The sequence below is a fragment of the Qipengyuania flavescens genome (assembly GCF_029688735.1).
In the GTDB taxonomy this organism is placed as follows: Bacteria; Pseudomonadota; Alphaproteobacteria; order Sphingomonadales; family Sphingomonadaceae; genus Qipengyuania.
Window position 1 is genome coordinate 250,588 of sequence record NZ_JARULD010000002.1, and the last position, 20,096, is coordinate 270,683.

Sequence of the window (20,096 nt, forward strand, 5' to 3'; positions counted from 1 at the left end):
ACCGACGCCTCAGTCTTGGACGGGGCCGGTGATGGGTTCGCCGGCGAGGTATTCCTCGTCGGTTACTTTCTCCATCCAGGTCACGTTCTCACCATCGAGGCGTTCCTGAACCACCACGTGGGTCATGCTGTCGGTCGGCGTTGCGCCGTGCCAGTGTTTCCGGTCGGGCGGGCACCACATTATGTCGCCTTCATAGAATTCGTATTTCGGGCCGTTCTCGACTTGCGTCCAGCCGACACCCTCGGTCACGACCAGCGTCTGGCCGAGCGGATGGGAATGCCAGGCGGTCCGGGCGCCGGGTTCGAATTCCACGATCGCCCCGGTCACGCGGGACGGATCGGGGCGGGAGAAATTGGCCGTGATGCGCGCGGTGCCGGTGAAATATTCCTCCGGCCCTTCGACGGTTTCTCGTTCGGCCTTGCGGGTGATTTCCATGTCCTGTGCCTCCGGATCGTGGGCGAGGGTGGGGGTGGCAAGCATGGCAACCGCGGCCGCCATGCCCATTGCTGTTCCCGGCCGCATCACTCGGCGCCGACGAAAATTGCCTTTGCGTTGACGAACTCCTTGACGCCGAAGCCGCCGTGTTCCTTGCCGTAGCCGGAGTTCTTCACGCCGCCGAAAGGCATCGAGGGATCGGCCACGCCGTAGGTGTTGATGTAGACCATGCCGGTGTCGAAATGCTTCGAGGCCAGCTCGATCGCGCGTTCGGTGTCGCCGCACAGGATGCCGCCGCCCAGGCCATAGCGGCTGTCGTTCGCAAGGCGCATGGCGTCCTCGTCATCCTTGGCGCGGATGACGCTGGCTACGGGGCCGAACAATTCATCGTCATAGGCAGGCTGGCCGGGCGCGACATCGGTGAGAACGGTTGCGGGATACCAGGCCCCCTTCTTGTCGGGGACGCTACCGCCGCAGGCGATCTTCGCGCCATTCTTGACCGATTTGTCCACCTGGTCCTGCAAATCGTCGCGCAGGTCGGAGGACGACATCGGGCCCATGTCGCTGTTCTCGTCGGTCGGATCGCCAAGCTCCACGCCTTCGAAACGCGCGACGAACTTCTCGAGGAAGGCGTCGTAGACCTTGTCGGTCACGATGAAGCGCTTGCCGTTGATGCAGGTCTGGCCGTTGTTGTAGAGGCGCGCCTGCGCGCAGACCTCGGCCGCCTTGTCGAGATCGGCATCCTCCAGCACCATGTAGGCGTCATTGGAGCCGAGCTCGAGGACGGTCTTCTTGATCGCCTTGCCGGCCTTTTCGCCGATATGGCGGCCGGCGCCGTCCGAGCCAGTGAGCGTGACACCGCGGACCTTGTCGTGCTCGATGATTTCGTCCGACGTATCATGGTCGATCACCAGCACGGTGAACAGGTTCTCGGGCAGACCTGCGTCCTTGAAGATTTTCTCGATCATCAGACCGCTGCCGGTACATAGCGAGGAGTGCTTCAGCAGCACGCCATTGCCGGCCATGAGGCTGGCGATGGCATAGCGGATGACCTGATAGGCGGGGAAGTTCCACGGCTGGATGCCGTAGACCACGCCGATCGGGGAATAGGTGACGATGCCGCGCGCGGCATTGTTCGGGTCGCGCTGCTCGTCGGCCAGTTCCTTGGGGCCGTTGGCAGCGGTGTAGTCGCAAATCGCGGCGCACAGCTCGACCTCGTCCCGGCTGTCGCCGATCAGCTTGCCGACCTCGCGGGTCATCAGCTGGGCCAGCTCTTCCTTATTGTCCCGCAGGGCCTTGCCGAGGCCCTTGATGACTTCGGCGCGATCCTCAAGACTGCGCAGCTTCCATTCGGTGAAGGCTTTGTGGCATGCCTCCACCTTGGCGAAGGCATCGTCCTTCGACAGCTGCTGGTAGGTTTCGATATCTTCGCCGGTGGCGGGGTTGACGGTGGTAATGCTGGACATGGTCCCCCTTTCGATCTTGGTTTCGGTTAACCAATGGTCGGGAGGCGAGCGGCGTTCCTGCGGCCTGTCTCAATCGGCGCGCGCCCAGGCCTTGTCCGCCGGGGTCAGGCTACCGAGAAAGCTTTCCGCCCGGTCGAGATAGGCCTGGCGCTTGTCGCCATCCATCCGGTCCCAGGTCGAATAGATCCGCCCGATGCGCGCGTTCTTCTCCAGCCGGTCGCGGTGGCGGTCCATGAAATGCCAGTAGAGCGAGTTGAACGGGCAGGCGTTCTCCTCGGTCTTCTTGCTGACCGAGTACGAGCAGTTGGCGCAGTAGTCGCTCATCTTGTTGATGTAATTGCCGGAAGCCGCATAGGGTTTGGACGCCAGCTTCCCGCCGTCGGCATAGAGGATCATGGCGGAGACATTCGGCAGCTCGACCCACTCATAGGCATCGGCGTAGACGACGAGGTACCAGTCCTGAACCTCGCGCGGGTCGATGCCCGCTAGCAGCGCGAAATTACCGAGCACCATCAGCCGCTGGATGTGATGCGCATGGGCATTGTCGCTCGTCGAGCGGATCGAGTCGGCAAGGCAGCGCATATCGGTCTCGCCGGTCCAGTAGAATTCCGGCAGGCCGCGCTGGGCGTTGAGCGCGTTGGCTTCCTGCAGATGCGGCATCTGGTGCCAGTAGAAGCGGCGGACATATTCGCGCCAGCCGATGATCTGGCGGATGAAGCCCTCGACCGAATTGATCGGGGCTTTGCCGTCCTTGTAGCTTTGCTCGGCGCGCCGGCAGAGTTCCAGCGGATCGAGCAGGCCGAGATTGATGCTGGTCGACAGCATGGAGTGGTAAAGGTCGTCCTCACCGCAGACCATCGCGTCCTGATAGGGGCCGAAGTGCTCGATCCGCTCGGCGAAGAAAGCGTCGGCGGCTTCCTCCGCCTCGTCGCGCGTCACCGGCCAGCGGAATTTCTTGAGGCTGCCGAAATGATCACCGAAGCGGTCCTCGACCAGTTCGATGACGTCCTGCGTGATGCCGTCGGGTTCGAACTTGGGGCGCTCGGGCGACGTCATGCCGTCCTTGGGCGGCTTGCGGTTTTCGCTGTCGTAGTTCCACTCACCACCCTTGGGCTTGCCGTCATCCATAAGTAAGCCGGTCTTGCGGCGCATCTCGCGATAGAAATACTCCATCCGCATTTCCTTGCGGTCATCGGCCCAGTCGTCGAATTCGGCTTGGGTGGAGATGAAGCGGTCGTCGCGCAGGATTTCCACCTCGCAGGGGAACTTGTCCGCCCATTGGTCCATCGCCTCGCGCACGCGCCATTCGCCGGGCTCGACCACATGGATGGCGCGCGGAGAATGCTCTTCCACTGCGCGAGCAACTTCGCCGGTGAAGCTTCCGGCATTGTCCTCGGCGTCCAGCTTAACGTAATCGACCGTCCAGCCGGCATCGCGCAACTCTTCGGCGAAGTGGCGCATGGCGGAAAAGATCAGGACGATCTTCTGCTTGTGGTGTTTGACGTAAGTTGCCTCGTCCCAGACCTCCATCATCAGGATGACGGTATCGTCCTTCGTCCGGCCCCTGATCGAGGCGAGGTCGCGGGTCAGCTGGTCGCCGAGGATGGGGACGAGGACGGGGCCTTCGGAGGTGTCTGCCATGGCGGGGGAACGCGCAATCAGGCCGCCGGTGCCTCAGACGAAACTGTAGGGATCGATATCCACCGCCACGCGCACGCCGGGCGGGTGATCGACCTGCCGCAGCCAGCCGCGTATCACGTCCTGCAATTGCACGCTGCGGCGCGCGTTGATGAGGAAGCGATAGCGGTAGCGATTGCGGAGCAGCGCCATGGGCGCGGGTGCCGGGCCGAGGATCATGCAGTCCTCCACCTGCGGACGGAATGCGCCGAGGCGGTTGGCGGCCTCGCGCGCTTCGGCGTCGTCTTCGCTGGAGATGATGATTGCCGCCCAGCGACCGAAAGGCGGGGCACCGGCATGGCGGCGGGCTTCGGTTTCGGCTTCGTAGAAGGCATCGCGGTCGCCATCTGCCAGAGCGGCGATGACGCTGGCTTCGGGATGGCGGGTCTGGATCAGAACCTCGCCCGGCTTGGTCCCGCGTCCGGCGCGGCCTGCGACTTGCGCGACCTGCTGGTAAGTGCGCTCGCCCGCGCGCAGGTCGCCGCCCTCGAGGCCGAGATCGGCATCGACCACTCCCACCAGCGTGAGCTCGGGGAAATGGAACCCCTTGGTTACCAATTGCGTGCCGACGATCACGTCTACCTCGCGCGCTTCGACCGCGGCGATGAACTCCGCTGCCTTGCCCGGCGAATTGAGCGTGTCTGATGTCGCCACGAACACGCGAGCTTCGGGCAGACGTTCGGCCACCTCGTCGGCGATCCGCTCCACGCCCGGGCCGCAGGCGACGAGGCAATCGGGCTCGCCGCATTCGGTGCAGGCTTGCGGGCTGGGCGTTTCGTGGCCGCAATGATGGCAGGCGAGGCGGCGGCTGAAGCGGTGCTCGACCAGCCAGGCGCTGCAATTGGGGCATTGGTAGCGAAAGCCGCAATTGCGGCACAGCGTCAGCGGCGCATAGCCGCGGCGGTTGAGGAACAGCAGCGATTGCTCGCCCTTGGCCAGCCGGTCCTCGATTCCGTCGACCAGCCGCTGCGCGAGCCACATGCCGGTTGGCGGTTTCTCTTCGGTCAGGTCGATCGTGTCGATGCTCGGCAATTCGGCCCCACCGAAGCGGCTCGGCAGGTCGATCTTGGCGTAGATCCCGCTCTCGGCCATCTGCAGGCTTTCGAGAGCGGGCGTGGCGCTGGCGAGGACCACCGGGACACGCTCGAAATGCGCGCGCATCACGGCGACGTCGCGCGCATTGTAGCGCACGCCGTCCTCCTGCTTGAAGCTGATCTCATGCGCTTCGTCGACCACTATCAGGCCGAGCCGCGCGAAGGGCAGGAACAGGGCCGAACGCGCGCCGACCACGACCTGCGCCGTGCCCTGGGCCACCGCGCGATAGGCCCGCCGCCGCTCGGTCGATTTGAGCGAGGAGTGCCACAAGACCGGGGCCGTCCCGAAGCGCTCCTCGAAGCGATGGAGGAAGTTTTCGGTCAGCGCGATCTCTGGCAGCAGCACCAGCACTTGCCGGCCCATGCGCAACGCCTCGGCGACGGGTTCGAAATAGGTTTCGGTCTTGCCCGACCCGGTCACGCCGTCGAGCAGGAAGGGGGCAAACTCGGCCTTGCGAACCGCCTCGGCGAACACGCCCGATGCCTCGGCCTGCTCCGCGCTCAGCTCGACATGGGCGAAGTCGGGCCGCGCATCGGGGTAGGGCCGGTCGCAATCGACCTCGACCGGTTCGAGCACGCCCTGATTGACCAGCCCGCGCAGCACGCCTTCGCTGACACCGGCGATACCGGAGAGTTCGCGGATATTGGCCTGCTCACCCTCAAGCGCTTCCATGGCCGCTTGCCGCTGGGGTGTCATCCGCTCCGGCATGCCGCCGGTCAGGCGGTATTCGGTCATCGTCGCGGGGCCTTTGAGCGCCCCGCCCGAAGACAGCGCCATCCGTGCCACGCTCGACAGGGAAGCGACGTAATAGTCCGCCGTCCACTCGATCAGCCGCCGCAGGGCAGCCGACAGCGGGGGCACAGGCAAAACTCCGCGCAAATTCCGCAACTTCTCCGCCGGAACCTCGCTGCCGGGAAGCCGTTCAGCTTCCCAGACGATCCCGATGACCGTACGCGGGCCCAGCGGGCATTCGACGACTGATCCGGGCCCGACCTCCAGCCCCTCGGGCACCTTGTAGTCCAGCGGACCCAGGGCAGCATTGAGGACGAGGCAGCGGACACGGTTCATCGCGCGGCCATATGGGCGGCGCGACAGTGAGGAAACAAGGGTGGGAAGCATGAGGACTGAAAATATGACCGATATTCTTGTGAGACCTACCGGACGCCGCGCCTTTCTCGGCGGGCTTTCCCTCGGCGGTGCGGCGCTGGCGCTGCCCGGCTGCGCTGGCCTGCCCGGCTTCAGCATGGTCGATGCCGTCCAGCGCATCCTGTTCCTGTCGAGCGAACGCGCCTTCGACCGCATGCTTCAGTCGAACGGGTTCTGGGACGACCAGGTCGCGCAGCTCGGCCTCGGCAATTTGCTCGGCACGCGAGGCGACGTGCTCAACCGCATCCTGACCTCGGCCCTGTTCAAGAACCGGTTGCAGAACGCCTTCGGCGACATCGCCTATGAAGGCGCGGAGCGCGCTGCGCCGCTGGTGACCGATGCGGTGCGCACCATCGGCATCCAGAACGCGATCGACCTTGTGCGCGGCGGACCGACTGCGGCCACCGCCTTCCTGCGCCAGTCGATGGGCCGCACGTTGATCGAGGCGATGGTGCCCGAACTCGGCACCGCGATGCGTGTCGCCAGCGATCCGCTGGTCGGCGAGCTCATCAACGGCCTCACCGGCGTCGACCTCTCGGGCGCGACCACCCGCTTTGCCGACAATATCGACAATACCATCTGGCGCGAGATCGGTAACGAGGAAGCCGCGATCCGCCGCGATCCCGGCGCGACCAACGACCCGCTGATCATCGGCGTGTTCGGAGGCGGTTCGGGGTACTAGCCGCAGGGGCGGCGCATCGCTAAGGCAACCGGGAATCGCAAATCCGGAGCGCGCAGCAATGAAATTCTTCGTCGACACCGCCGACATCGCCGACATCAAGGAAATGGCCGACACCGGCCTGCTCGACGGGGTCACCACCAACCCCTCGCTGATCGCCAAGTCGGGCCGCGACTTCATGGAAGTGACCAGGGAAATCTGCGACCTAGTCGATGGCCCGGTCAGCGCGGAGGTCGTGGCGCTCGATCACGACACGATGATGAAAGAGGCCGAGACGCTGCGCCGCATCGCGGACAATGTCTGCATCAAGGTGCCGCTGACCATCGACGGGCTGAAGACCTGCAAGAAGCTGACCGGCGACGGCACCATGGTGAACGTCACCCTGTGCTTCTCGGCCAACCAGGCGCTGCTCGCGGCCAAGGCCGGCGCGACCTTCGTCTCGCCCTTCGTCGGGCGGCATGACGACAACGGCTTCGACGGAATGGCGCTGATCCGCGACATCCGCACAATCTACGACAACTATCCCGGCTTCACGACCGAGATCCTCGTCGCCAGCATCCGCAATCCGGTCCATGTCCTCGAAAGCGCGCGCATCGGTGCCGATGTCGCGACCATGCCCCCCGCCGTCATCAAGGGGCTGTTCAAGCACGTGCTGACCGACAAGGGCATCGAGGGCTTCACGAAGGACTGGGAAAAGACTGGCCAGACCATCCCGACGTCCTAAATAGGCCGCGTGGCAGACCAGACCCCCCTCGATCGTTTCAAACAGGCGCTGACCGGTGCCAGCCGTGCGCTGGCGAACGAGCCGGAAGTCGAAGTCGCCTGGAGTGCGGACGCCCCGGCGCAGGCGGGCAAGAACTTCCGCGTGCCGCTGCCGGGCCGCACGCTCCCGCGCGAACAGGCGACCGAGGCGCGCGGCTTCGCCGACAGTTTCGCGCTCAAGCTGCGCCATCACAACGAGGCGCTGCACACCAAGGGCGCGCCCGCCGAGCCGATCGCCCGCGCCTGTTACGATGCGATCGAGCAGGTCCGCTACGAGGCGATCGGCACCACGCGCTATGCAGGCATTCGCGACAATCTCGGCTCGGCAGTCGAGATGCGGACCAATGCCGATCCCATCGTCCGCGCCGACGAGGCGAACGAGGTCCCGCTGCCGACTGCGCTGTCGCTGATGCTGCGCGAGGCCCTGACGGGCGAGGCGATCCCCGAGCGGGCGCAGGGCGCGGTCGAGATGGTGCGCGAGGATATCCTCGCCAAGATCGGCACCGACATGGACGATCTGGCAAGCGTGCTCGATGACCAGACCGCCTTCCAGGACCTGACGCTCGACATGCTGCGGCATCTCGACCTGACTTTGCCCGACACGCCCGAGGCGACCGACGCCGAGGATGGCGACGAGGACGACGGCGAAAGCCCCGAGCAGGATGAGGATACCGACGAGGAGGACGAAGGCGGCGCCGAACCGCAGGCGAGCGATATGCGCTCCGACGTGACCGATGGCGAGGCCGAGGGCGATGCCGACCAGGAGGTCGAAGGCGAGCAGGAAATGTCCGACGGCGATCCCTCGGACGAGGAGGGCGAGGGCATGCAGCCCGTCCGCCCGAACCGCCCGTGGACCGAAATCCCCGAAGGCTTCGACTACAAGCCCTATACCGACAAGTTCGACGAGGTCGTCGAAGCGCCCGAGCTGTGCGACAACGAGGAGCTCGACCGGCTGCGGCAGTATCTCGACAGCCAGCTGGCGGGCCTGCAGGGCGTCGTCACCCGGCTCGCCAACCGCCTCCAGCGCCGCCTGATGGCGCAGCAGAACCGCAGCTGGGACTTCGACCAGGAAGAAGGCCTGCTCGATGCCGCGCGCCTGACCCGCGTGGTCGTCAGCCCCGGCCACGCGCTCTCCTACAAGATCGAGCGCGATACCGAGTTCAAGGACACGGTCGTGACCCTGCTGATCGACAATTCGGGTTCGATGCGCGGGCGGCCGATCAGCATTGCCGCGATCAGCGCCGATATCCTGGCGCGCACGCTGGAGCGGTGCGGGGTGAAGACCGAGATCCTCGGCTTCACCACCCGCGCGTGGAAGGGCGGGCAGTCACGCGAGGCGTGGCTTGCCGATGGCCGCCCCGCCAATCCCGGCCGCCTCAACGATCTGCGCCACATCCTCTACAAGCAGGCCGACGAGCCCTGGCGCCGCGCGCGCCGCAACCTCGGCCTGATGATGCGCGAAGGGCTGCTGAAGGAAAACATCGACGGCGAGGCGCTGCTCTGGGCCCACGACCGCCTGCTCCGCCGCCCCGAAGACCGCCGCATCCTGATGGTCATCTCCGACGGCGCCCCGGTCGACGACAGCACGCTGAGCGTGAACCAGGCCGGCTATCTCGAAAGCCATCTGCGCAAGGTGATCGACTGGATCGAGAAGCAATCGCCCGTGCAGCTGGCGGCGATCGGGATCGGGCACGATGTGACGCGCTATTACCGCCGCTCGGTGACGATCATGGACGTCGAGCAACTGGGCGGGACGATCATCGAGCAGCTGGCCGATTTGTTCGAGATTGAGAAGTGAACGTCACCGAAGCCGTCCAGACCCGCCGGTCCGTCCGTGCGTTCACCGATCAGCCGGTCGAGCGCGAGACGCTGACCCGCATCCTCGAAAAGGCGCAGCGTTCGCCCTCCGGCGGCAATACCCAGCCGTGGCACGGCATCGTCCTCACCGGCGAACCGATGCAGAAGCTGTTCGACCGGATTGCCGAGGAGTTTCCCAAGGGCCGCGCGGCGCATGCGCCCGAATATCACATCTATCCGCCCGAGCTTGACGGTGCCTATGAGCAGCGCCGCCGCGGGGTGGGGGAGGATATGTACGGCGCGCTCGAGATTTCCCGCGAGGACAAGGGCAAGCGCCTGATGTGGTTCGCCAACAACTTCCGCGCCTTCGGCGCGCCGGTGCTGATGCTGGTCCATACGCCCAAATACATGGGCCCGCCGCAGTGGAGCGATATCGGCATGTGGCTCCAGACCATCGGCCTGCTCTGCCGCGAAGAGGGCCTCGACACCTGTTTTCAGGAGGCTTGGGCGGTCTATTCCCCGCAAATCCGCGAGATGGTCGATATTCCCGAGGACCACATATTCTTCTGCGGCGTCGCCATCGGCTACCGCGACGAGGATGCGGCGGTGAACCGGTTCGAGGTCCGCCGCGCCGACATCGACGAGGCCGTGCGCTGGGAGGGTTGGCAGTAGGCGCAGCGCGACCTAATGCGCAGCCCATGACCGATACGCCGCTCAAGCTGTTCAATTCGCTGACCCGCCAGCTGGAGGAATTCCAGCCGATCCACGAGGGCGAGGCGCGCGTCTATTCCTGCGGGCCGACGGTCTACAATTACCAGCACATCGGCAACATGCGCGCGTATGTCTTCGCCGATACGCTGGGGCGCGTGCTGCAATGGAAGGGCTACAAGCTCACCCATGTGATCAACATCACCGATGTCGGCCACCTCACCTCCGATGCGGACGAGGGCGAGGACAAGATGGAGAAGATGGCCGCGCGCGAGAACAAGAGCGCGTGGGACATCGCGAAATTCTACCAGGAGGATTTCGAGCGCGACCTGGCGCGGCTGAACGTGCAGCCCAAGCAGCACCCGCGCGCCACCGAATATGTCGAGGCGATGATCGCGTGGGGCGAGCGGATCGCCGAGAAGCACTGCTACGAACTTGAGAGCGGGCTCTATTTCGATATCTCGACTGTGGCCGATTACGGTCGGCTGGCACGCGCTGTTACGGACGACGGTGAAGGCCGGATCGACACGGTCGAGGGCAAGCGCAACCAGGCCGATTTCGCGATCTGGCGCAAGACGCCTGCGGGCGAGACGCGGCAGATGGAATGGGATTCGCCCTGGGGCAGGGGCGCGCCCGGCTGGCATCTCGAATGCTCGGTCATGGGCGAGGCGCTGCTCGGCTTTCCCTTCGACATCCACACCGGCGGGATCGACCACCGCGAGATCCACCACCCGAACGAGATCGCGCAGAACCAGGCCTATTGCTGCACGAATGGCCTCGACGACGCGCGCAATTCGGGCGCGCGCATCTGGATGCACAACAACTTCCTCGTCGAGCGCCGGAAAGACGGGGAGGGGGGCAAGATGAGCAAGAGCGCGGGCGAATTCCTGCGACTGCAACTGCTGGTCGACAAGGGCTACCACCCGCTCGCCTATCGCCTGATGTGCCTGCAGGCGCATTATCGCAGCGAGCTGGAGTTCAGCTGGGAAGGCCTGCAAGCGGCCCTGACGCGGTTGAAGCGGATGATCGCAGGGGTTGAGCGCCTCCGCAAAGCAGCTGCAATAAACAAGGACGAATTGCGACCTTTAGACAATGATCTCCCACTCACAGGGGCAGATTTCTCAGCGGTCGAAAAGGACTTTGAGAAGGCAATCTCCGAGGATCTCAACACTCCGAAAGCGCTCTCACTGTTCGAAGGCACTTTATCGAATTCGGAGTATCCTATTTCACGATTGCATTCTTTGCAGAGGCTTGAGCGTACTCTTGGCCTGAACCTCTTTGAGCTAGAGCGCACCGATCTCCGCATTCGCCCGAAGGATGCGCAGCTCACCGAGGCCGAGATCGAAGCCGAACTTCAGCGCCGTAAAGAAGCCCGCGCTGCAAAAGATTTTGCAAGTTCCGATTCAATCCGCGACAGTCTGGCCGCAAAGGGCGTCGAGGTGATGGATGGCGACCCGCTGGGATGGGAATGGAGACTGTAGCGATGGCAGACCCGCACGCGCTTCTCTGGGAACATCTGAAAGACGCGCCGCGGGGGCTGACATTCGTCCGCGATTATGCCGGCGACGGCTTCACCCTGCCGTTCTATTGCGAGGATGCGCATCTCGCAGTCGAGATCGAGGACGACCCGTTCAAGACCGCGAAGCACGACACGCGCGATGCCTGGCAGGAAGCGAACCGCGTGGACATCATGCAGGTCCCGCCGAGCCACGTGAAGCAGAACGCCTCCGAAGTCGCCGATGCGATCCTCGACATCGCCGAGCCGCGGCGCGAACGGTTTGCCAAGGCGGTCTGAACCGGCAAGAAGGCGGGCCGAGGAGAACCGCCCGATGACCAAAGCCGTATTGTCCGCCCTGATCCGCCCGCTGGTCGAGCCGCGCCTGCCCGAATGGGTGGAACCGCATTGGTTCGCAAGTAAGCAAGAGGCGCTGGACCTCGCGCCCGAAGCGGAGATCGGCTGGTTCGACCTCAACGAAAAGGACCCGATGATCGAGATCGCCAGGGCGGCGACCAGTCTCAAATGGCTTAATTCGATCTATGCCGGGCTCGATTTCATGCCACTGGACCTGCTGAAGGAACGCGGCGTGGTCGTCACGAACGGGGTGGGCATCAATGCTCTGACCATCGCCGAATATGTCGTCATGCTGATGCTCGCCCATGCGAAGGGCTATCGCGAGGTGGTGCGCGCGCAGGACCGCAAGGAGTGGCTGATGGACAGCCCGGGCAAGCGCGAACTGGCAGGCGAACGGGTCCTGCTGCTCGGCATGGGTGCGATCGGCAGCCTGGTGAAGTCGCGGCTCCAAGCCTTCGACATGACCGTGGTGCCGGTGCGCCGCTCGGGCGGGGAGGGCGCATTGCGACCCGGCGAGTGGCGCCAGAATCTGGGCGAGTTCGACTGGGTCGTGCTTGCCGTTCCCTCGACTGAAGAAACAAAAGGCATGATCGGCGAAATCGAGCTGGCCGCCATGCGCCCCAATGCCGTGCTGGTGAACATCGCGCGCGGCGATGTGGTCGATCAGGACGCCTTGGTCGCCGCGCTGGAACAGCAGAAGATCGAGGCGGCCCTGCTGGACGTCACCGATCCGGAACCGCTTCCCAAAGATCACCCCCTCTGGGAGCTCGAGAATGCGCAGGTCACCATGCATCTGTCGGGCCGCGCGCAAACGAAGATGTTCCAGCGCAGCGCCGACCGCTTCATCGAGAACCTGCAGCGCTGGGAAGCGGGCGAACCGGTCCAGCCACAAATGGACCTCGAAGCGGGCTACTGACCGGACGGCGGCTCAGGCGTCCTCCAGCAACAGTAACTCGCATTGCACCACCATCCGCGGGTCGGGCACAATGCGGTGTTCGACTTCGATGATCGTCGCATCGGCCACCAGCTGGCCGGGAATAGCGAATTCGTGATCGGGGAGCTCGGCCACGAAATGCTCGCCCGCTTCGACCGCGTCCGCGCCTGCGAACACCAGCGCCAGCGAGTGCCGCGTGCCGGCGAAGGTGATACTGGCCCAGGCCTTCTCGCTATGCATGATAATCTGAGCATGATGCTGGGCCAGCGTCATTAGAGCTTCGCGCAAACGGTCGCCGGATGTGCGGCGGGCGCGGGCGGGGCGCTTGAGTTTCGCCTCAACCGACATGGGCTGCCTCCACCGCACTGGTGTCTTGCGCAGCTTCGAAGCCGGCCATGAAGCCGCGGATGCGCTGCTCGGTGCGGTCGCGCGGCTCGCGCCCCAACCTGAGGTCGAGCACGAATCGCGGATCATGCGCGGCGAGGCGGCCGAACTTCGTGGCCGCCATTTCGTGCTGGCGCAGGAATTTCTCGATGGATCGGATCAGCATGCGAAGGCTCCCAATTGGCTGAACTGACTGGCGAATCGTTCGCCGTGTTCTCTATACGTTCCAACCGAAATCCTACTTGTCTAGGAAAAATCCTATGCTATAGGAAATTTCATGGATAACATCCCACGCGATGAACAACGCGCCCGCAGGCGCTTGCAGGATATGGCCCTTCATAAGGGGGCAAGCCTGGCCGGGCTTTCACGCTTGATCGGGCGCAATCCCGCTTATCTCCAGCAATATGTGACTCGTGGCAGCCCGCGTCATCTGGACGAGCCGGATGTCCGCAAGATTGCGGAGTTTCTAGGAATATCTACGCGTGTTATCGAGACGCGGCATTTCGACGACCCGCCAGCCGCTCGCCGTGCGGCGCAGATAGGCGATCCCACGGCCGCCCGGGGCGAGTGGGTTGAAGTGCCGCGCTTGCCGCTCGATGCATCTGCTGGACCCGGCTCTTTCTCGGCAGAGGAAATTTCCTACGATCTCTTCCAGTTCTCCCGCCGCTGGTTACGCGAAATGGGGCTGGAAGGCGCCGACCTTTCCGCGATCCGCGTGGAGGGCGACAGCATGGAACCGCTTCTGCGTAGCGGGGACGAGATTTTCGTCGACCGCAACAAACGCGCTGGCGAGGGCGTGCATGTCGTCCGCATCGGCGACACGCTGCACGTCAAACAGGTCCAGGCCAGTGCCCCGGGCCGCATCAAGCTGATCAGCGCCAACGATGCCTACGCCCCGATCGAACTCGCGCGCGACGAGGTGGAGATCATCGGCCGCGTCGTATGGAAGGGCGGGCGGGTGTAATCGGAAGCCTATTCGGAACAATTGCTTACGGCACTCGTAATTCCGTCATTCCTGCATCGGGTGGGCGCGGCAGGTCAAACCAGACGGAGAACCCGAATGCGCAAGATCCTCTTACCTCTCGCCATTTCCGGAACACTCGCCCTAGGAGGCTGTGCGGCCTACGGCGGTAATGGCGGCCTGCTCGGCGGTATTCTCGGCAGCGACCGCTATGACGATGATCGTTACGGCTACGATGGCGGCGACGATTTCGAACAGGCCGCGGTGCGCGCCTGTGGCCGCGAAGCATCGCGCTATGGCCGCATCCGCATAGACGATGTGGACCGTCCCAGCCGTGATCTCGTGCGGGTACGCGGGCGAATCGACGTCCGCAGTAGCGATCGCGACCAGTTCAACTGCGTGTTCCGCAGCGACGGCCGGATCGTCGAATTCCGCCGCTACTGATCGGTCGCACCGGACCTCATCCCTGCGGTTTGGAATACTCCTCGAATTGCAGCGTCATCAGGTAATCCGCGATCAGTTCGATGTCCTCTTCCACCAGGTCGACATCCATCTGCATCGGATAGTTGTGTGCGTCCGACAGGAAGGTCTCGAGAGTTTCGCGGGTGACGCCCGGGCTGTTCGCAATATCGGCGAACCCCGGCGCTTGCGGGTTGGGAGAGATGGCATCGAGCGTCACCGCGTGACACTCTCCGCAGACACCGCTGACGAAAGCCGGCACTTCGGCGGATGCCACAGCGACCGGCGTGACGGTTGTCTCTGGCTGCGTGTCGTAAGCTGCGCAGGCGGCCAGTGTGAAAACGGCGACGATCATCATACCCGAACTGTTCATGCCTAGGCTCCTTTTCCACGGACCATAACATGATTGCGCGGGCAAACCTTGTTTTCGATCAACAATCCGACCATTTTCGAACCATGGAACAAAGTACCCAGGCCCCCGCAAAGCCTCCGATGAAAGCCGGCATCGTACCGGTGACGCCGCTCCAGCAGAACTGCTCGCTGATCTGGTGCACCGCCACCAACAAGGGCGCGCTGGTCGATCCGGGCGGCGATCTCGACAAGCTCAAGGCGGCGGTCGCCAATTCCGGTGTCGAGCTCGAGAAAATCCTCATCACCCACGGCCATATGGACCATTGCGGCGAGGCCGGCGTGCTGGCGAAGGAACTCGGCCTGCCGATCGAAGGCCCGCACGAGGCCGATCGCTTCTGGATCGCGCGCCTTGACGAGGACGGCGCGAAATACGGCATGAACGCCGAGGTGTTCGAGCCCGACCGCTGGCTGGTGGACGGTGACACGGTGACCGTCGGCGATCTGACGCTGGAAGTCATTCACTGCCCCGGCCACACGCCCGGCCATGTCGTGTTCTTCCACCGCCCTAGCAGGTTCGCTGTTGTCGGCGACGTCCTGTTCCAGGGGAGCATCGGGCGGACGGACTTCCCGATGGGCAACCACCAGGACCTGATTGACGCGATCACGCAAAAGCTCTGGCCGCTGGGTGACGACGTTACTTTCATTCCCGGCCACGGCCCGACCAGCACTTTCGGGCAGGAGCGCAAGACCAACGCCTTTGTGAGCGATTACGCGTTGAGTTGAGGGCGTGCGGAAAGCGCATCCGCGCTTTCCGCACGCATTAAGAGAATCCCACACAAAACCCATGCCCCACACCGCTTGCATCGCTCATGAAATTCGCTATAGCGCGCGCCTTCACCGCACCTGTCGGGATGTTTCGGGTTCACGCACACTTGTGCGATGCCGGACCTTCCCCTAGGGCGGCTACCGAAATTGATTGAATTTGTTTGAGGAAAAGGTGCCGCCATGGCCGTCCCCAAGAGGAAAGTATCGCCCCACCGCCGCGGCAACCGCCGTGCGCATGATTCGCTCAAGGTCGAGGCTCATCACGAATGCTCGAACTGCGGCGAACTGAAGCGTCCGCACAATCTGTGCCCGCACTGCGGCCACTATAACGGTCGCGAAATCATCGCCGTCGGTCTCTAAGACCACGCTGATAAACCGGAGACGCTCATGAGCCTGCCGCGTATCGCTGTCGATGCGATGGGCGGCGATGAAGGCGTGCGCGTGATGATCGAAGGCGCGGCGCTCGCTCGTCGCCGTCATGACAAGTTCAAATTCCTGCTGGTGGGAGACGAGCCGCGCATAAAGGCGGCGCTCGAAACCCATCCCGGCATGGCCGAAGCGTCCGAAATCCTCCATTGCGAGGATGTGATCGAGGGCGACGAAAAGCCGTCGAAAGCGCTGCGCCGCGCCAAGACCACCAGCATGGGCCTTGCTGTCGATGCGGTGAAGCGCGGGGAAGCCGGCGCCGCCGTATCTGCCGGCAACACCGGCGCGCTGATGGCGATCAGCAAGCTCGCCCTGCGCACCATGCCCGGCCTCGACCGGCCCGCACTGGCCGCCCTCTTGCCAACGCTGGGCGACAACGACGTCATCATGCTCGACCTCGGCGCCAATCGCGAATGCGATGCGCGCAACCTCGTGCAGTTCGCCATCATGGGCGCGGCCTATTCTCGCATCGTCACCGGCATCTCGCGCCCGCGGACCCGGCTGCTCAACATCGGCACGGAAGAGACCAAGGGCACCGAGGATATCCAGAACGCCGCCGAGACATTGCGCGCCGCGACCGGCCTCGAAATGCAATTCGAAGGCTATGTCGAAGCGGACAAGATCAATCGCGGCGAGTGCGATGTGGTGGTGTGCGACGGCTTTTCAGGCAATATCGCGCTGAAGGCGATCGAGGGGACCGCGCGCTTCGTCACCGATCTGCTGCGCCGGGCCTTCACCAGCTCCATCCGCTCAAAGGTCGGCTTCCTCGTCTCGCGCCCCGCGACCGAGCTGCTCAAGCACCATCTCGACCCGAACAACCACAACGGTGCGGTCTTCCTCGGCCTCAACGGTGTGGTGGTGAAGAGCCACGGCAGCGCAGATGCCAAGGGCGTCGCCAATGCAGTGGAAGTGGCCGCACGGCTGCTGGAGGACGACATTCTCAACCGCATCAAGCACGATCTCGGCGAAGTCGGAACCGATACGCTGGTGGCCAAGTGATCCGCTCGGTCATCACCGGCACGGGATCGGCGCTGCCGGCGAATTGCGTCACCAATGCCGAGCTTGCCGAGCGCGTCGATACCTCCGACGACTGGATCGTGGAGCGCACCGGCATCCGCCAGCGCTATATCGCCGACGAGAACGAATATACGTCAACGCTAGCAACCACGGCGGCACGAGCCGCGCTTGAGGCCGCGGGGATCGACGCGAGCGAGATCGGCCTGATCGTCCTCGCGACTGCCACGCCCGATCATACCTTTCCGGCCACCGCCACGCAGGTTCAGGCCGCGCTCGGCTGCGGCGGGGGAATCGCTTTCGATGTGCAGGCGGTATGCTCCGGCTTCCTCTACGCGCTCGCGACCGCGGACTCGATGCTGCGCACCGGCATGGCGCGAAAGGCGCTGGTGATCGGCGCGGAAACCTTCAGCCGCATCCTCGACTGGGAGGATCGCACCACCTGCGTGCTGTTCGGCGACGGCGCAGGCGCTGTAGTGCTGGAGGCGCAGGACGTGGCCGAGGACGGCCCCGGTATCCTGGCATCCCGGCTGCACGCTGAAGGCACCCACAAGGACATGCTCTATGTCGATGGCGGGCCCTCGACCACCGGCACGGTCGGCCATCTTCGCATGAAAGGCCGCGAGGTGTTTCGTCACGCGGTCGTGAACCTGGCCGATGTGCTCAAGGAAGTGCTCGCGGATACCGATCTCGGCGCGGCGGATATCGATTGGGTCGTGCCGCACCAGGCCAATGCCCGCATCCTCGACGCCACTGCGCGCAAGCTCAACCTGCCGGCGGAAAAGGTCGTGGTCACGGTCGACCGACATGCCAACACCTCTGCCGCATCCGTGCCGCTGGCCCTCGATACGGCTGTGCGCGACGGGCGGATCAAGCAAGGCGACCTTGTCATGTTCGAGGCCATGGGTGGCGGATTCACATGGGGCGCCTCGCTCGCCCGGATGTAGACCACCGCATTTATGCCGGGCCAGATTTGCCAGAATCGCGCCAAGCCTCTATATTGCTTGGCGAAGTTAAGACGGGGTCGCACTACCACTCAGGGTCGCATCTGAGGGGGAAGGATAGAATGGATATGATGCGCTCCGTGGGCACGCTGACTCGCGCCGATCTGGCCGAAACGATCAACCGTAAGATGGGCCTCAGCCGCGCGGAATCGCTCGATATGGTCGAGGCGATCCTTGCCAAGATGTGCGATGCGCTGTCCGACGGCGAGAATGTGAAGATTTCCGGTTTCGGCAGCTTCGTGCTGCGCGACAAGAAGGAACGGATCGGCCGCAATCCCAAGACCGGGGTGGAGGTGCCGATCACGCCGCGCCGGGTGATGACCTTCCGCGCCAGCCAGCTGCTCAAAGAGCGGATCGCGAACGGATAGGATCACGCATGGCGCAATTCGACGACGGCAAGGAAGCGGGCGCGCTGCGCACCATCGGCGAAGTCGCCAAGGCGACCGGTATCAAAGCGCATGTCCTGCGTTACTGGGAACAGCAGTTCCCCATGCTCAAACCGCTGACCCGCAGCGGCGGCCGCCGGTATTATCGCCCCGAAGATGTCGAACTGGTCGAGAGGATCGACCGGCTGGTGAACCGCGAGGGCTATACGCTCAAGGGAGCGAAGGCGGCGTTGAAAGACGTGCCGGACAGCCAAGCTGCGGCGCAGGTAGCAAGCGTGACCAGCAGTAGGGTAGAGGCTGCGGATATCCTGCCGCGCCTGAAGGCTATTCGCGACGAGTTGAGAGTGGCGCTGGCGGCGTGACGCTCTAGTCCGACGAGATCAACGTCAGCTCCGTCTGCCGCCCATCCATGAACCGGACCGTTTCGCCGTCAAAATACGCGTCCTCCTCGCTGCGGAAATCGACCCTTTGGCCGCCCCATTCAGGCACGGCGTTGTAGCTCGTTAGCTCGATCGACCAGGCGGTGTCGGCGCGCAGGCGGTAATCGCTGCGCGGGTCGCCGTTCTGGTTGTCCCAGAAACCGATCGCCGTGCCAGCGCCGTGGCCGTGGAGGCCGATAGGGTGCGAGTAGATCGACGGCTCGAGGCCGTCGGCAATGGCTGCCGCGCGGGCGCGGGCGAGGATTGCGTTGCCGGTAAGGCCGGTCTCGAAGGCCGCGATAAGGTGGTCCTGCACGCGATTGGTCGCGGCAAGACCCGCGCGCAAGCCCGCGGGTGCCTCGGTCTCGCCGGGTTTCAGGACGTAGGCGAGATGCTGGGTATCGGTGTTGAGCCGCAGATAGGTGATGCCGAAATCGGTCCACAGCAAGTCGCCCGGCTGGATCACCGTGTCGCCCGACAGCATGCCTTGTGCGCCCTGCCGCTGGATGCCGACCGAGGGGTGGAACCACGGCGTCAAACCCAAGGAGGCGAGCTTTTCGCGATACCACCATTGGACATCTGCTGCAGTGGTCTGGCTCGGCGTGATGACCTCGCGCGAGAAAGCCTGCGCAATCAGCGCGTGCGCGATCCGAACGATGCCGGGATAGATTTCCATTTCGCTGGGCACTCGGCTTTCGAGCCAGCGGACTGCCAGCGTCTCGCCCGAGACGATGCGGTCGCGGTAGGGCTCGGGCAGGGCGGCATGCATCAGGCGATACTGGCTTAGTGTCATACCGTCGCCGAAGGCGGTAAGGTCTGAGAAGTTGATCGCAATCCTTGCCGGATCGCGCGCGGCGATCAGGTCAGCCACCGCCTGCCACTGGTCGGGTTGCTCCGCCGGGTTCCAGCTGGCTGCGAACAGGTCGGCGAGGCCGTAGCGGCTGATCGTCAACCGCTCGACCGGCTGGCCGTTGCCCGGATCATGGAAGACCAGGATCGTGCGCCGCCGCGCGCTCATGCTCTCCGCATCGAGCATGGTCGCGACCACCGGCTCCTCGAAATATTCGCGCGCCATCAGCACCCACATGTCGATGCCTTGCTCGCGCATGATCGCAGGCACGATGGTATCAAGCCGCTGGGCAAGGATGCGATCGATCACCTCGGCCCGCTCGCGCATCGGCAGGATGGGCGGAAGGTCCGGCGCGGCCTGCTCGGTCTCGCTCATCGGCAGGATGGGCGGCGCGGCGAGGGCGGGCGTTGAGAGCAGCGCGACAGCTGCGGCGGCGAAACGAGTAATCATCGGCAACTCCCCTGTG

The 20,096-nt window shown here is 64.3% G+C and carries 23 protein-coding genes; 15 read left to right on the forward strand and 8 right to left on the reverse strand.

What is annotated here, in order from left to right; genetic code table 11:
* Positions 1–9: 9 nt before the first annotated feature.
* From P8R33_RS06435 to P8R33_RS06450, 4 genes are all read right to left on the reverse strand, one after another.
* Entirely contained in the window at positions 10–498 is a 489-nt protein-coding gene (locus tag P8R33_RS06435) for a (R)-mandelonitrile lyase (protein ID WP_347569038.1), read from the reverse strand.
* 23 nt (positions 499–521) lie between these two features.
* Positions 522–1,901, reverse strand: a complete 1,380-nt coding sequence (locus P8R33_RS06440; protein WP_278328169.1) for an NAD-dependent succinate-semialdehyde dehydrogenase — start codon at positions 1,899–1,901, stop codon at positions 522–524.
* 69 nt (positions 1,902–1,970) lie between these two features.
* Positions 1,971–3,542 (reverse strand): cryptochrome/photolyase family protein, encoded by a 1,572-nt coding sequence (locus tag P8R33_RS06445; RefSeq protein WP_278328170.1) that lies wholly within the window; start codon positions 3,540–3,542, stop codon positions 1,971–1,973.
* 33 nt (positions 3,543–3,575) lie between these two features.
* Entirely contained in the window at positions 3,576–5,741 is a 2,166-nt protein-coding gene (locus P8R33_RS06450; RefSeq protein ID WP_278328171.1) for a primosomal protein N', read from the reverse strand.
* 64 nt (positions 5,742–5,805) lie between these two features.
* Here P8R33_RS06450 and P8R33_RS06455 point away from each other — a divergent pair, with 64 nt between their 5' ends.
* From P8R33_RS06455 to P8R33_RS06485, 7 genes are read left to right on the forward strand one after another with little or no spacing between them, the layout of a single operon-like run.
* Positions 5,806–6,501 (forward strand): DUF4197 domain-containing protein, encoded by a 696-nt coding sequence (locus P8R33_RS06455; RefSeq protein ID WP_278328172.1) that lies wholly within the window; start codon positions 5,806–5,808, stop codon positions 6,499–6,501.
* 58 nt (positions 6,502–6,559) lie between these two features.
* Positions 6,560–7,222 (forward strand): fructose-6-phosphate aldolase, encoded by a 663-nt coding sequence (gene fsa, locus P8R33_RS06460; RefSeq protein ID WP_278328173.1) that lies wholly within the window; start codon positions 6,560–6,562, stop codon positions 7,220–7,222.
* A gap of 9 nt (positions 7,223–7,231) precedes the next feature.
* Positions 7,232–9,058: a cobaltochelatase subunit CobT gene (gene cobT / locus P8R33_RS06465; protein WP_278328174.1), complete on the forward strand. Its 1,827-nt coding sequence runs from the start codon at positions 7,232–7,234 to the stop codon at positions 9,056–9,058.
* Complete coding sequence (locus tag P8R33_RS06470) at positions 9,055–9,729, forward strand: nitroreductase (protein WP_278328175.1); 675 nt, start codon at positions 9,055–9,057, stop codon at positions 9,727–9,729. Before cobT ends, P8R33_RS06470 begins: the two co-directional genes overlap by 4 nt.
* 26 nt (positions 9,730–9,755) lie before the next feature.
* On the forward strand, positions 9,756–11,246 hold the full coding sequence (gene cysS, locus P8R33_RS06475; RefSeq protein ID WP_278328176.1) for a cysteine--tRNA ligase: 1,491 nt from the start codon (positions 9,756–9,758) through the stop codon (positions 11,244–11,246).
* 2 nt (positions 11,247–11,248) lie between these two features.
* Positions 11,249–11,560, forward strand: a complete 312-nt coding sequence (locus P8R33_RS06480; RefSeq protein WP_278328177.1) for a DUF559 domain-containing protein — start codon at positions 11,249–11,251, stop codon at positions 11,558–11,560.
* 34 nt (positions 11,561–11,594) lie between these two features.
* Positions 11,595–12,533, forward strand: coding sequence for a D-2-hydroxyacid dehydrogenase (locus P8R33_RS06485; RefSeq protein ID WP_278328178.1), 939 nt, complete (start codon positions 11,595–11,597; stop codon positions 12,531–12,533).
* A 12-nt stretch (positions 12,534–12,545) separates the two neighbouring features.
* Here P8R33_RS06485 and P8R33_RS06490 read toward each other — a convergent pair whose 3' ends face one another.
* Together P8R33_RS06490 and P8R33_RS06495 are read right to left on the reverse strand one after the other, a co-directional pair.
* Positions 12,546–12,899, reverse strand: a complete 354-nt coding sequence (locus P8R33_RS06490) for a hypothetical protein (RefSeq protein ID WP_278328179.1) — start codon at positions 12,897–12,899, stop codon at positions 12,546–12,548.
* Entirely contained in the window at positions 12,889–13,101 is a 213-nt protein-coding gene (locus tag P8R33_RS06495) for a hypothetical protein (RefSeq protein ID WP_278328180.1), read from the reverse strand. Before P8R33_RS06495 ends, P8R33_RS06490 begins: the two co-directional genes overlap by 11 nt.
* Positions 13,102–13,263: 162 nt before the next feature.
* Between P8R33_RS06495 and P8R33_RS06500 the strand changes: the two genes are divergently transcribed.
* Both P8R33_RS06500 and P8R33_RS06505 read left to right on the forward strand, forming a co-directional pair.
* Positions 13,264–13,899, forward strand: a complete 636-nt coding sequence (locus P8R33_RS06500) for a LexA family transcriptional regulator (RefSeq protein WP_278328181.1) — start codon at positions 13,264–13,266, stop codon at positions 13,897–13,899.
* Between the two features lie 96 nt (positions 13,900–13,995).
* On the forward strand, positions 13,996–14,340 hold the full coding sequence (locus P8R33_RS06505) for a hypothetical protein (protein WP_278328182.1): 345 nt from the start codon (positions 13,996–13,998) through the stop codon (positions 14,338–14,340).
* Between the two features lie 16 nt (positions 14,341–14,356).
* On the opposite strand, the gene P8R33_RS06510 is transcribed toward P8R33_RS06505, so the two are convergent.
* The gene (locus P8R33_RS06510) at positions 14,357–14,728 is read right to left on the reverse strand and encodes a cytochrome c (protein ID WP_278328183.1); all 372 of its coding nucleotides are present in this window, start codon (positions 14,726–14,728) and stop codon (positions 14,357–14,359) included.
* Positions 14,729–14,847: 119 nt separating this feature from the next.
* Between P8R33_RS06510 and P8R33_RS06515 the strand changes: the two genes are divergently transcribed.
* The 6 genes from P8R33_RS06515 (at position 14,848) to P8R33_RS06540 (ending at position 18,723) form a co-directional block, all read left to right on the forward strand.
* Entirely contained in the window at positions 14,848–15,489 is a 642-nt protein-coding gene (locus P8R33_RS06515) for an MBL fold metallo-hydrolase (RefSeq protein ID WP_278328184.1), read from the forward strand.
* A gap of 222 nt (positions 15,490–15,711) precedes the next feature.
* On the forward strand, positions 15,712–15,891 hold the full coding sequence (gene rpmF / locus P8R33_RS06520; protein ID WP_200980932.1) for a 50S ribosomal protein L32: 180 nt from the start codon (positions 15,712–15,714) through the stop codon (positions 15,889–15,891).
* Between the two features lie 27 nt (positions 15,892–15,918).
* Positions 15,919–16,956 (forward strand): phosphate acyltransferase PlsX, encoded by a 1,038-nt coding sequence (gene plsX / locus P8R33_RS06525; RefSeq protein ID WP_278328185.1) that lies wholly within the window; start codon positions 15,919–15,921, stop codon positions 16,954–16,956.
* Positions 16,953–17,918: a beta-ketoacyl-ACP synthase III gene (locus P8R33_RS06530; protein WP_278328186.1), complete on the forward strand. Its 966-nt coding sequence runs from the start codon at positions 16,953–16,955 to the stop codon at positions 17,916–17,918. The genes plsX and P8R33_RS06530 overlap by 4 nt, the downstream gene beginning before the upstream one ends.
* A gap of 125 nt (positions 17,919–18,043) precedes the next feature.
* Complete coding sequence (locus P8R33_RS06535) at positions 18,044–18,343, forward strand: integration host factor subunit alpha (protein ID WP_278328187.1); 300 nt, start codon at positions 18,044–18,046, stop codon at positions 18,341–18,343.
* Positions 18,344–18,351: 8 nt separating this feature from the next.
* On the forward strand, positions 18,352–18,723 hold the full coding sequence (locus tag P8R33_RS06540; RefSeq protein WP_278328188.1) for a MerR family transcriptional regulator: 372 nt from the start codon (positions 18,352–18,354) through the stop codon (positions 18,721–18,723).
* A 4-nt stretch (positions 18,724–18,727) separates the two neighbouring features.
* Here P8R33_RS06540 and P8R33_RS06545 read toward each other — a convergent pair whose 3' ends face one another.
* On the reverse strand, positions 18,728–20,080 hold the full coding sequence (locus P8R33_RS06545) for a M24 family metallopeptidase (RefSeq protein ID WP_278328189.1): 1,353 nt from the start codon (positions 20,078–20,080) through the stop codon (positions 18,728–18,730).
* Between the last annotated feature and the right edge of the window lie 16 nt (positions 20,081–20,096).